Genomic DNA, 12,020 nt, shown 5'->3' on the forward strand with positions numbered 1-12,020 from the left:
ACCTTCTGACCGCACACGTACATACGGGACGGCCCTAGCCCCATGAGTTGGTTCGAATCGTTCATCCTCGGGCTCGTCCAGGGGCTGACGGAGTTCCTTCCCATCTCCTCCAGCGCGCACCTCCGTCTCACCGCCGCCTTCGCCGGCTGGGAGGATCCGGGCGCGGCCTTCACCGCGATCACCCAGATCGGCACGGAGACCGCTGTCCTCATCTACTTCCGCAAGGACATCGCCCGGATCGTCTCGGCCTGGTTCCGCTCGCTCACCGACAAGGCGATGCGCTCCGACCACGACGCCCAGATGGGCTGGCTGGTGATCGTCGGCTCGATCCCGATCGGCGTCCTCGGCGTCACGTTCAAGGACCAGATCGAGGGCCCCTTCCGCGACCTGCGACTGATCGCGACGACCCTCATCGTCATGGGCATCGTCCTCGGCGTCGCGGACCGGCTCGCCGCCCGCGACGAGATCGGCGGCCGCCACCGCGTGGTCCGCGAGCGCAAGACCCTCAAGGACCTCGGCGTACGGGACGGCCTGATCTACGGCTTCTGCCAGGCGATGGCCCTGATCCCGGGCGTCTCCCGCTCCGGCGCCACCATCTCCGGCGGCCTCCTCATGGGCTACACCCGCGAGGCCGCCGCCCGCTACTCGTTCCTGCTCGCGATCCCGGCGGTCCTCGCCTCCGGCGTCTTCGAACTGAAGGACGCCGGCGAAGGACACGTCTCCTGGGGCCCGACGATCTTCGCCACCATCATCGCCTTCGGCGTCGGCTACGCCGTCATCGCCTGGTTCATGAAGTTCATCACCACCAAGTCCTTCATGCCCTTCGTGATCTACCGCATCCTCCTCGGCATCCTGCTCTTCATCCTCGTCGGCACCGACACCCTCAGCCCCCACGCGGGCGAGTCCGCGGGCTGACGCCTGAACGCCTTCTACTGAACGCCTTCTACTGAACGCCTTCTACGCCCGGTAGGGCACCCTGGCGATCTCCTCGATGCCGCCGAGGGTGCCCCACTCGTTCTTGCCGAGGCGGGAGAGCGGCCGCATCAGCGCCATCTCGGGGTGACCGTCGACGAGGACCGACTCGTCGACGGCCGCGTGGACGACGCGGCCGAAGACGACCGTCGAGTCGCCGATGCGCAGGGTGCTGTGGAGTTCGCATTCGAGCGCGACGGGCGACTGGGCGACGCGCGCCGGCTTCACTCGCAGGCTGGGCTCGCGTTCGACCCCGCACGCGTCGAACTCGCTCATGCCGCGCGGGAAGTCCGTCGCCGTCGCGTTGATCTGCTCGAAGAGGGCCTGGGGGGCGAGGTTCACGACGAACTCCCCTGTCTCCTCGACGTTGCGCAGCGAGTCCTTGCGGCCGACGGAGGTGAACTGCACGACCGGGGGGTTGACCGAGGCGATGGTGAAGAAGGAGTGCGGGGCGAGGTTGTCCGTGCCGTCGGCGGACGTCGTGGAGACCCAGGCGATGGGCCGGGGTACGACGGTGGCGGTGAGCAGCCGGTAGAAGGAGGGGCCGTCGCTCAGGTCGGGATCGATGTTCACGCGCATGTCGGACAGTATGACCGCGCTCCGGAACTCCCCCGGCGCACGCCCCTTGGCCCCGGACGCCCGCTGCCCGACACTGAACCGATGACGCAGCGCGTGGACCTCGCGACCGTGATGGACCGACTCGCCGTCGACGACCTGGTCTCCGGGTACGCGGCGGCCGTGGACGACGCCGACTGGGCCGCCTACCGGGCGCTGTTCGGTCCGGGCGGCCGGGCCGACTACCGGGGGTCGGGCGGGATCGAGGGGCCGGTCGCCGAGGTGGCCGACTGGCTCGCCGAGACGATGACCCTGTTCCCCGTACGCCAACACCTCATCGTGAACCGGCGGGTCCTCTTCCGGGAACCGGGCGGCTACCCGCAGCCGGGCGACGAGGCGGACGTCCGCGCCGACTACGTCAACCCGATGCGCTTCGCCTCCGGCGAGGACTTCGTCTGCGGCGGGCGCTACGCCTTCACGGCGCGGCGCACCGCCGACGGCTGGCGCCTCCACTCGGTCGTCGTCGACGAACGGTGGCGCCACCACCGCTGACGTCCGGACGCCCGGACACCCGGACGCCTGGACGCCCGGACACCCGGACGCCTGGACGCCTGGACGCCCTGACGCCCGGACGCCCTGACGCCCGGACGCCCTGGCGCCCTGGCGCACGACGCCGGCGATCCACTGCTCGCGGGCCACGGGCCGCTCCGCGGAGGACCCTGGAGTGCCGGAGCGCGGACACTGGAGGAAGCGACGGGAGGCACGTCATGTGTGGTCCGTTCGGGAGCCGCCGCGAAGGCCGGGCCGGGGGCGCGGGCCGGGGTGCGGGCCGCGACCGAGGAGGTGCCGAGGGCCTCGGCGGCGGCCCGAGCGCGCGCCGCGCCGCGGGCCGTTCCGTACTCGCCGTCGGCTGCGGCGCCCTGCCCGCGCTCGCCTTCCCCGCTCCCGGACTCTGGTGGTGGGCGTACCTGGCGCTCGTGCCGTGGCTGCTGCTGATCCGTACGGCACCGGGGGCCCGCCGCGCCGGTCTCGACGGCTGGTTCGGCGGCATCGGCTTCGTGCTGGCCCTGCACCACTGGCTGCTGCCGAGCCTGCACGTGTTCCTCCTGCCGGTCGCCGCGCTGCTCGGCCTGCTGTGGCTGCCCTGGGGGTGGCTCGTACGGGCGCTGCTCGGCAACACCCCGTCGGCGCTCCGGGCGGCCGCGGCGCTGCTCGCGGTGCCTTCGGGCTGGCTGCTGGTCGAGCTGGTCCGGTCCTGGGAGGGTCTCGGCGGACCGTGGGGGCTCCTCGGCGCGAGCCAGTGGCAGGTCCCGGCGGCGCTGCGGCTCGCCTCGGTCGGCGGGGTGTGGCTGGTGAGCCTCCTGGTGGTGGCCGTGAACACGGCCGTGGTCCTCCTGGTGGCGGCGCCCGGGCCGCGTTCCGTCGGGGTCGCGGGGCTCGCGGCCTGCGCCCTGGTGGCGGGGACGGCGTTCTGGGGCGTGCCGGTCCCGCGCGAGACCGGGACGGTACGGGTCGCCCTCGTACAGCCGGGGGTGTTCGGCGGATCCGACGGGCCCGAGCTGCGCCTCGCGCGGGCCGAGGTGCTCACCCGTTCCCTCGCGGGGCAGCCGCTCGACCTGGTCGTGTGGGGCGAGAGCGGCGTGGGCGCCGATCCGACGGGCGACCCGGTGCTCGCGGCCCGGCTCGCCGCGCTGTCGCGCGCGGTGGACGCGCCGCTCCTGGTGAACGTGGACGCACGGGGTGCCGACCGTCCCGGCATCCACAAGAGCGCCGTCCTGGTCGGCCCGGCGGGGCTCACCGGCGACCGCTACGACAAGATGCGGCTCGTCCCCTTCGGCGAATACCTCCCCGCACGCGGTCTCCTCGGCTGGGTGACGTCCGTCGGCCGCGCCGCCGACGAGGACCGGCGGCGCGGGACCGAGCCGGTGGTGATGTCCTTGCCGGCCCGGGACGCGGGCGCCGCCCGGCTCCGGGTCGGACCGCTGGTCTGCTTCGAGTCGGCCTTCCCGGACATGAGCCGCCGACTGGCCCGCGACGGCGCCGACCTCCTGGTCGTGCAGTCGGCGACCAGTACCTTCCAGGACAGCTGGGCGCCTGCCCAGCACGCCTCGCTCGCGGCCCTGCGGGCGGCCGAGACGGGTCGGCCCGTCGTCCACGCGACGCTCACCGGGATCAGTGCCGCGTACGGTCCCGACGGGCGCCGGATCGGCCCGGCGCTCGGCACCGAGGCGAGTGCCGTCGTCGTGCGCGAACTGCCGCTGTCGGGGACGACGACGGCCTATGTCCGCTGGGGCGACTGGCCCTTGTACGGTGCGCTCGCGGTGGTCGGTGCGGTGTCCGCCGCCGGGGTCTCCGGCGTGTTCAGGACGCCTGGGCCAGGCTCTCGGTGACGACGCGCTCGCACAGTTCGTGGGTCAGCAGGGCGTCGCGGGCACTGAGCACCCGGCCTTCGCGCACGGCGTCGAGGAAGGCGAGGACGGCCTGCTCGATGCCGCGCTGACGGGCCACCGGGACCCAGTCGCCGCGTCGGCGCACGGTCGGCTGGCCCTTGTGGTCGACGACGTCGGCCAGGTTGAGGACCTGGCGCTTGGTGTCCTGGCCCGAGACCTCCAGGACCTCCTCGGTGGAGCCGTTCATCCGGTTCATCATGCCGATGGCGGTGAAGCCGTCCCCGGAGAGCTGGAGCACGACGTGGTGCAGGAGTCCGCCGCGCAGCCGGGCGCGCACGTCGACGTGCTCGATCTCGCCCGGGAGGAGGAAGCGCAGGGTGTCGACGACGTGGATGAAGTCGTCGAGGACGAAGGTGCGGGGGTCCTCGGGCAGCCCGATCCGGTTCTTCTGCATCACGATCAGGTCGCGCGGGTGGTCGAGGCACTGGGCGTAACTCGGGGCGAGGCGCCGGTTGAAGCCGACGGAGAGGGACACCGCGCGCTTCTCGGCAAGCTCCACGATCCGCTCGGAGTCGGCGTACTCGTAGGCGAGCGGCTTGTCGACGTAGGTGGGGACGCCGGCGTCGATGAGCCGGGTGGCGATCTCGGCGTGGGCGGAGGTGGACGCGTGGACGAACGCCGCGTCGAGTCCGGTGGACAGCAGCGAGTCGAGGTCCCCGTGGCGCTGTCCGGCGGGCAGGTGCAGGGTGTCGGCCACCCGGTCCAGGGTCGCGCGGGTGCGGGTCTGGAGGTGGAGCTCGACGCCCGGCAGGGTGGAGAGGACGGGAAGGTAGGCCTTCTGCGCGATGTCGCCGAGTCCGATGCAGCCAACCTTCACGGGATCTCCCTTGTCGTCGTTCACCGGTCCCGGCCGATCGGACGGGTCGTTCGCGCTGGTCAGCTTACGCGGGGGCGGTGCGCCTCCCCGGTGGACCGGCCCGCCTCGACAGGCGGGTGCCAGTCGCAGATGCCGTCGAAGCCGCGCAGGACGAGTCCGGGGCCGAAGCGGGAGACGCCGCTGACGAGGGCGGCGCGCAGGGCGACGGCGGGGCGGGCGGAGAGCATGGTGATCGCGCCCGTGCGGGCGGCCTTGCGGACGATGGCGCTGGTGCGCGGCAGCCGGTCGGCGGTGTACGCGGCGAGGGCGCGGCTCGGCAGGAAGTCGGGGGCGGCACCGGCGTGGTGGGCGAGGACGACGGCGTCCTCGACGGCCTGGTTCCCGCCCTGGCCGAGGCTCGGCATCATCGCGTGCGCCGCGTCGCCGAGCAGGGCCACGCGTCCCCGGTGGAAGGCGGGCAGGGCGTCGGGCAGGTGGTGGACGTCGTGCCGCAGGATCCGGTCGGGGGCGACGTCGGCGAGGATCTCGGGGACGGGGTGGTGCCAGTCGCCGAAGAGGCGCAGGAGTTCGGCCCGCTCGTCGTCGGGCGCGTGGGCGCCGGCGGGTGCCACGGCCATGGCGTACGCGTAGACCCGGCCGTCCTTGAGGGGCTGACTGCCCCAGAGTCGGCCGGCGCCCCAGGTCTCGTGCGGGGCGAAGGCCCGTGCGGGGGCGGGGACGACGACGCGCCAGCTGGTGGCGCCGGAGTACCGGGGGCCGGGGTGGTCGGGGAAGAGCGTGCGGCGGGTCGCCGAGTGGATGCCGTCGGCGGCCAGGACGAGTTCGGCCTCGAGTTCGATCGCGGATCCGGTCGCGGGTGCGGTCGCGGATCCGGTCGCGGATCCGGTCGCGGGTGCGGCCCCAGGACCAGCCGCCGGTCCGGCCCCCGGACCGGCGGCGAGGCCGGCCTTGAGTTCGATCCCGCCCCCGGCCCCGGCGCCCGCGAGGGTGACGCGGGCGGGACGGTGATCGTCCCCGGGGTCGGTGACGGTGGCGCGCACGCCGGTGCGGACGGCGCCCTCGGGCAGGGCAGAGGTGAGGATCTCGACGAGGGTGGCGCGGTGGAGGAGGACGAGCGGTCCGCCGAAGCGGTCGGCCGCCGCCCGGGAGTCGGTGCGGGCGAGCCAGCGGCCCCCGGGGGTGCGCATGCCGCCGTCGCCCTGCCAGGCGGAGAGCGTACGGACGCGGTCGCCGAGGCCGATGACGTCGAGGGCGCGCTGCGCGTTCGGGGCGAGGCCGATGCCGGCTCCGACGGGGGCGAGGTCGGCGGCGCGTTCGAGGACGGTGACCTGCCAGCCCCGCTGGTGCAGGGCGACGGCGGCGGTGAGGCCGCCGATGCCGGCTCCGACGACGACGGCGCGGCGCTGTTCCATGACTGCTCCCCGGATCAGGTGACTACAGGTGTAGTGAGTCCGACCCCTTGACCGTACTACAGGTGTAGTCGCCTTGGTGGCGGCCGGTAGTAGGTTGTCCCCATGAGCCACGCCCCCGCCGGGACCCCCGCCCCGGAGTCCCCCGTCTCCCGCGCCGACCGGATCGGCGACGCCGCCCTCGCCCTCCTCGTCGAGCGGGGAATGCGCGGCCTGACCCACCGCGCCGTGGACGAGCAGGCGGGACTGCCGCAGGGCTCGACCTCCAACCACGCGCGCACCCGCCAGGCCCTCCTGGAGGCGGCCGTACGGCGCCAGGTCCAGCGGGAGTCGGAGGTCCTGACTCCGCACGAGATCCCGGGCCCGGACAGCGGGGAGGCGGCGCTCGTCGACGCGCTCGCCCTCGCCCTCCACCGCTATCTCACCGACCACCGCTCGCTGCTGGTCTCCCGGTACGAACTGGCCCTGGAGGCCACCCGCCGCCCCGAGCTGCGGACCTTCTTCGACACGGCCGGCTCGGCTTTCCACACCCCGCTGATCGCGATGATGACGGCGGCCGGCTCACCCGAACCCGAACGGCACGCGCTGTCACTGATCGCCTGGTGCGAGGGGCTGATGTTCTCCTGCGCCGCGGGCTCCTTCCACGCGGCCGTGCCGAGCCGCGCGGAACTGCGCACCGGCTTCGCCGAGTTGCTCCACGGCATGCTCGGAAGCCGGGCCGCCGGAGAGGGCTGACGACGGGGGCGCGAGGCGCCCGGCGCGCTCGGCCGGCGCGCTCCGGCCGTCCGGGAAGCGCCCTGGCGCGGTCCATGATCGTGAGGGACGATGCCGCGCATGACCACCGAACGCACCGAGACCACCGTCCGCGTCGACCCGTCCACCACGTCGGGCGAGCGGGAGGCGCTGGAGCAGTGGCTCGACTTCCACCGCGTCACCCTCGCGCAGAAGTGCGAGGGGCTCGACGACACCCAGCTGCGCACCCCGTCCGCTCCGCCCTCGGACCTCAACCTGCTGGGCCTGGTCCGGCACATGGCCGAGGTCGAGCGCGGCTGGTTCCGCCGTGTCCTGGCCGGCGAGGACGCCCCTTGGATCTACTCGACCCAGGAGGACTTCGACCGGGACATCCACGCCGCGGACGTGGACACCTACGAGGAGGCCTACGCCACCTGGCAGGGCGAGATCGCCCGCGCGCGCACCCTGGCCGCCGACCGCCACCTCGACGACCTGGGCCTGGGCGAGCACCGCACCGGGGAGCGCTTCAACCTCCGCTGGATCTACCTGCACATGATCGAGGAGTACGCCCGCCACAACGGCCACGCGGACCTGATCCGTGAGCGCATCGACGGCGCGACCGGCGACTGACCGCCCGTCGGGGCACGGACGACGTCCACGGGTCCGCCGGTCAAGGCCGGGCCCGTGACGGCACCCGTGCGGGGCATTCCCCGCCGATAGGGGTACGAAGATCGCCACCGGGGCGCCAGAGTTGCGCGGGTGCATGGAACCCGAACCACAGCGAAGATCCTGGTCGGGGCGGCGGTGGCCGCTCTGGCCGGCTGCGTCTCGGTGGACGCGCCGCCCACGGCTCCCGTCCCCGCGCCCGCGGCCGAGACCGTGGCCCCCGCCCCGGAGGTGGCGCCGCAGATCGTCGAGGGCCCGGCCCTGGAGGCCCTCGAGGCGGCGCTCCCCGCTCCCCCGCCGTCCGCCGCGCCCCGCGCGACACCACCGCCCGACGAGCACCGGCGGGCGGTGGCTCCGCACCGGTCCGAGGCCCCGCGCCCCGACGCCGTACCTCCGAAGTGGGAGCATCCGCACCCGGCGGCCCGCCCGGAGCTGCCCGGACCGCCCGGACTGCCGGACCTGAGCGCGCTGCCGAAGGACCCGCGGGTCCCCCGCCCGGACGTCTGCGACCTGGGCGAGCGCTACGGGGGCTGGGACCGGAAGAGCGACCCGTCCAGGATCTGCCACGGCGCGTACGGCCGGTGAGCCGCCCGCGTCAGTGGCCCCGGAGCCGCAGCTCCAGCCGCTCGATGGCGGCCCGCACCCCGTTCCCGTAGCCGTCGTCGTCCAGCGTCTCGGAGGCCGCGCGGGCCCGGTCCAGATGGACCCGTGCGGCGTCGGGGCGCTGGAGCTTGACGTAGTCGGCGGCGAGGTTGAGGTGGAGCGAGGGGTAGAGCGCCCGCAGCGCGACGGCCGAGCCGTGGGCGGCGAGCCGCTCCTCGGCGAGGCCCTCGGCCGCGCCGAGCGCCCGCAGGTCCCAGGCCAGTTCGGTGTCGGGGTCGTCCTGGGCGTCCGCCATGTAGTGCGCGAGGGTGCACCGGTGGAGCGGGTCCCCGTCCGGGCCGATCTCCTGCCAGAGCAGCCCGAAGCGGTTCCTGGCCTCCTCCCGGTCGCCGCCGTGGAGCAGCATCAGTGCCTGCCCGATCCTGGTCATGACCCCGTCGTCGGACACCTGCTGCTGCTCGGTCACCGCGATCTCCACCCGTTCATCCACTGGGAGGGACGACGCTAGCCGCCCCCGGCCCGGATCGGGCCGAGGCTCAGCCGAGGTCGGGGATGCGCCAGTCGATCGGCTCGTGCCCCTGGGCCGCGACGGCCGCGTTGATCTGGGTGAAGGGCTGCGATCCGAAGAACTTCTTCGCGGACAGCGGAGAGGGGTGGGCGCCCTTCACCACCACGTGCCGCTCCTCGTCGATGAGCGGCAGCTTCTTCTGCGCGTAGTTGCCCCAGAGGACGAAGACGGCGGGGTCGGGCCGCGAGGCGACGGCGGTGATCACCGCGTCGGTGAACTTCTCCCACCCCTTGCCCTTGTGCGAGTTCGCCTCGCCGGAGCGGACCGTCAGCACGGCGTTGAGCAGGAGGACGCCCTGCTCGGCCCACGGCATCAGGTAGCCGTTGTCCGGGATCGGGTGGCCGAGCTCGGCCTGGAGCTCCTTGTAGATGTTCCGCAGGGAGGGCGGGGTCTTCACGCCGGGCCGGACGGAGAAGCAGAGGCCGTGCCCCTGGCCCTCGCCGTGGTAGGGGTCCTGACCGAGGATCAGGACCTTCACCTTGTCGTACGGGGTGGCTTCGAGGGCCGCGAAGACCTCGTCCTTCGGCGGGAAGACCGGCCCGGCGGCGCGCTCCTCCTCGACGAACTCGGCGAGCTGGGCGAAGTACGGCTTCTGCAGCTCGTCGCCGAGAACACCCCGCCAGGATTCGGGCAGCATGCTGGTGTCGGTCACGGTCAACAACCTCCGGTGGACGTTCCTGTTTCTCCGTCCGAGAACCTACCGGGGGCCACTGACAGCGGCCCCCGGCGGCCTTCTACCAGCTGGCCCTGCGGTAGAGCTCCCACAGCTGCATGACCGTCTGCGGGTCGAGCGCGCGCTCGCCGCCGCCGATGTCCTCGCCGGCCGCGATGTACAGCTTGCCCTGCCACAGGGGCAGCAGGCGGACGTCCTGGACCATGATCTCCTGCGCCTCCACGAACTCGTCCGTGACGGTCCCGCGGTCGCTGTCGCGGCGGGACTTCGGGAGGAGCTCGTTGGTGATCCGCGGGCTGATGTACGGCGTGCCGAGGACGTTCTCCTTGCCGACGAACGGCGCGACGAAGTTGTCCGGGTCCGGGAAGTCGGGGAACCAACCGCGGCCGAAGACCGGGTACTGGCCCTTCTGATAGCCCTCCTGGAACTCCTTCCAGGGCTTGCCCTGGATGGTGATCTTGAAGAGGCCGTGCTCTTCCAGCTGCCGCTTGAGCTCGGCGAACTCGGCGGCCGTCGACGAGCCGTACCGGTCGGTGGTGTACCAGAACGTCAGCTCGACGGGCTCGTCGATGCCAGCGTCGCGGAGGATCTTCTTGGCCTTGGACGCGCTGGGCGAGCCGAAGCGGTCGAAGAACTTGGTGGTGTGAGCGGCGACGCCCTTGGGCACCATGGAGTACAGCGGCTCGGCGGTGCCCTGGTAGACCTTGTTGACCAGCTCGTCGCGGTCGACGAGCTGGGCGATCGCCTTGCGGACGGGGAGCTTGGCGACCGACGGGTCCTGGGCGTTGAAGACGAGGTAGCGGATGTCGGCGCCGGTGGACTCCACGAGCTGGAGGCCCTTGTTCTCGGGCTTGTCGTCCTGGAGTCCGATGACCTCCTCGGCGGTGAGGCCGCGGTAGGTGGCGTCGATCTCGTCCTTCCTCAGGGCGGCGACCATGGCGTCGGAGTCGTCGAAGTAGCGGATCGTCACGCCGCCGTTCTTGCGGTCGGCGAATCCCTTGTAGCTGGGGTTCTTCGTCAGCTCCGCGGTCTTGCGCTCCTCGTACGAGTCGAGCACGTACGGGCCGGAGCCGACGACCTTGCCGTCCTTGCGGAGCTTGTCGGCCGGGTACTCGGCCGGGTCCACGAGCGACATGGCGGGGGTGGCGAGGACGTACGGGAAGGTGGCGTCCGGCTTGTTGAGCCGGAAGACGACGGTGCGGTCGCCGACGGTCTCGATCTTGTCGAGCGAGCCGAGCATCCCGTTGGGGCCGCCCTCCTGGTCGATCGTGCGGATGCGCTCGATCGAGTACTGGACGGCCTTGGCGTCCAGTTTGTGCCCGTTGGAGAACGTGAGGCCCTCGATGAGCTTGCATTCGAAGACCCGACTGGAGGTGTCCGAGAACTTGCAGTCGGCGGCATCCGACTGCGGGGTCGTACTGCCCGTCGGGAAACTCACCAGGGTCTGGAAGACATTCCGGAAGAGCTCCCAGGAATTGTCCCAGGCGGCGGCCGGATCAAGCGTGGTGGGAGAACTCGTCGTACCGATGACGATTCTCTGATCCCCGGCGGAATCGCTGTCCGAGAAGACACCGCATCCGGACACCAGGGATATGGACACAAGGGCTGCAGCGGCCTGCAGACTGGTCCGGTTGAACACGTGCACGCTCCTCGTTCAGCCAGGGGTCGGCCGACGATACCGCAGCACCCCGCCAGGTCAATGTCCGAGCCCGACGGGGCACTTGAGGCATTCAACGTATAACCGGGGTCAATCCGGACACTAATTTCCGGAAAGTGTCCGGTTATCGGTCACCCGACTCCGGCGTTCAGGAAAATCCCGCCGTCGACGACGAGCGTCTGGCCGGTGATCCACTCGGACTGGGACGAGGTGAGGAAGGCGGCGGCGCCGCCGATGTCCTGCGGCTCACCGAGCCGGCCGAGCGGATAAGCGGCGGCAGCCTCCGCTTCCCGCCCCTCGTAGAGCGCCTGCGCGAATTTCGTCTTCACGACGGCCGGAGCGATGGCGTTGACCCGGACGAGCGGCGCGTATTCGTGTGCCAATTGGAGGGTCAGATTGATCATCGCGGCCTTGCTCATGCCGTACGCGCCGATGAAAGGCGAGGCGGACACACCGGCGATCGACGCGATGTTCACGATCGCGCCGCCGTGTTCCTTCTGCCAGGCGTGCCAGCTGCGCTGGGCGAAGCCGAGGGCGGACACCACGTTGGTCTCGAAGACCTTGCGGGCCACCCCGAGGTCGAGATCGGCGAGGGGCCCGAAGACCGGGTTCGTACCGGCGTTGTTGACCAGGAAGTCCAGCCGGCCGAAGCCGTCCATCGCCGCCTCGATCGCGGCGGCCTGGTGGACCTCGTCGTGCGCCTTGCCCGGGACGCCGATCGCCCGGTCGGCCCCGAGCCTCTCCACGGCCTCCTTGAGGGCCTCCTCGCCGCGCCCGGTGATGACGACCCGGTCGCCGCGGGCGACCAGCGCCTCGGCGACGCCGTAGCCGATGCCCCGGCTCGCGCCGGTGACGAGGGCGACCTTGCCGGAGAGCTCCGGCCTTTCGTTCGCTGTCATGTCCGCCTCCTCCTCTCGC

General features: G+C 72.3%; 13 protein-coding genes. 6 read left to right on the forward strand and 7 right to left on the reverse strand.

The genetic code is table 11. The features are described 5' to 3' along the window. Positions 1-42 precede the first annotated feature (42 nt). On the forward strand, positions 43-915 hold the full coding sequence (locus OO54_RS06335; protein WP_017241478.1) for an undecaprenyl-diphosphate phosphatase: 873 nt from the start codon (positions 43-45) through the stop codon (positions 913-915). Positions 916-957: 42 nt separating this feature from the next. Here OO54_RS06335 and OO54_RS06340 read toward each other — a convergent pair whose 3' ends face one another. Then, entirely contained in the window at positions 958-1,551 is a 594-nt protein-coding gene (locus OO54_RS06340) for a flavin reductase family protein (protein WP_033201839.1), read from the reverse strand. Between the two features lie 81 nt (positions 1,552-1,632). On the opposite strand from OO54_RS06340, the gene OO54_RS06345 reads away from it, so the two are divergent. Both OO54_RS06345 and lnt read left to right on the forward strand, forming a co-directional pair. Beyond that, a complete protein-coding gene (locus tag OO54_RS06345; protein WP_033201840.1) occupies positions 1,633-2,079 on the forward strand; it encodes a nuclear transport factor 2 family protein in 447 nt (148 codons plus the stop codon). Between the two features lie 215 nt (positions 2,080-2,294). Beyond that, positions 2,295-3,917: an apolipoprotein N-acyltransferase gene (gene lnt, locus OO54_RS06350; protein WP_078905077.1), complete on the forward strand. Its 1,623-nt coding sequence runs from the start codon at positions 2,295-2,297 to the stop codon at positions 3,915-3,917. On the opposite strand, the gene OO54_RS06355 is transcribed toward lnt, so the two are convergent. Both OO54_RS06355 and OO54_RS06360 read right to left on the reverse strand, forming a co-directional pair. Continuing rightward, a complete protein-coding gene (locus tag OO54_RS06355) occupies positions 3,889-4,794 on the reverse strand; it encodes a Gfo/Idh/MocA family protein (protein WP_033201917.1) in 906 nt (301 codons plus the stop codon). The two genes, lnt and OO54_RS06355, sit on opposite strands and share 29 nt — an antisense overlap. 59 nt (positions 4,795-4,853) lie before the next feature. Beyond that, on the reverse strand, positions 4,854-6,206 hold the full coding sequence (locus OO54_RS06360) for an FAD-dependent monooxygenase (protein WP_033201841.1): 1,353 nt from the start codon (positions 6,204-6,206) through the stop codon (positions 4,854-4,856). A 102-nt stretch (positions 6,207-6,308) separates the two neighbouring features. Between OO54_RS06360 and OO54_RS06365 the strand changes: the two genes are divergently transcribed. The 3 genes from OO54_RS06365 to OO54_RS45725 all read left to right on the forward strand — a co-directional run bounded on the left by OO54_RS06365 (position 6,309) and on the right by OO54_RS45725 (position 8,186). Then, on the forward strand, positions 6,309-6,938 hold the full coding sequence (locus OO54_RS06365) for a TetR/AcrR family transcriptional regulator (RefSeq protein ID WP_033201842.1): 630 nt from the start codon (positions 6,309-6,311) through the stop codon (positions 6,936-6,938). Between the two features lie 99 nt (positions 6,939-7,037). After that, positions 7,038-7,565, forward strand: a complete 528-nt coding sequence (locus OO54_RS06370) for a DinB family protein (protein ID WP_026058627.1) — start codon at positions 7,038-7,040, stop codon at positions 7,563-7,565. Positions 7,566-7,694: 129 nt separating this feature from the next. Then, positions 7,695-8,186, forward strand: coding sequence for a hypothetical protein (locus OO54_RS45725; RefSeq protein ID WP_033201843.1), 492 nt, complete (start codon positions 7,695-7,697; stop codon positions 8,184-8,186). Between the two features lie 10 nt (positions 8,187-8,196). Here the strand turns inward: OO54_RS45725 and OO54_RS06380 are convergent, their stop codons facing one another. The 4 genes from OO54_RS06380 to OO54_RS06395 form a co-directional block, all read right to left on the reverse strand. After that, the gene (locus OO54_RS06380) at positions 8,197-8,670 is read right to left on the reverse strand and encodes a hypothetical protein (RefSeq protein ID WP_033201918.1); all 474 of its coding nucleotides are present in this window, start codon (positions 8,668-8,670) and stop codon (positions 8,197-8,199) included. Positions 8,671-8,740: 70 nt separating this feature from the next. Next, positions 8,741-9,424, reverse strand: a complete 684-nt coding sequence (gene ung, locus OO54_RS06385; RefSeq protein ID WP_033201919.1) for a uracil-DNA glycosylase — start codon at positions 9,422-9,424, stop codon at positions 8,741-8,743. Between the two features lie 82 nt (positions 9,425-9,506). Next, entirely contained in the window at positions 9,507-11,084 is a 1,578-nt protein-coding gene (locus OO54_RS06390) for an ABC transporter substrate-binding protein (RefSeq protein ID WP_033201844.1), read from the reverse strand. A gap of 149 nt (positions 11,085-11,233) precedes the next feature. Next, positions 11,234-12,001, reverse strand: a complete 768-nt coding sequence (locus OO54_RS06395) for an SDR family oxidoreductase (protein ID WP_033201845.1) — start codon at positions 11,999-12,001, stop codon at positions 11,234-11,236. Between the last annotated feature and the right edge of the window lie 19 nt (positions 12,002-12,020).

It is taken from the genome of Streptomyces wedmorensis (assembly GCF_000716445.1).
Lineage (GTDB): Bacteria > Actinomycetota > Actinomycetes > Streptomycetales > Streptomycetaceae > Streptomyces > Streptomyces wedmorensis.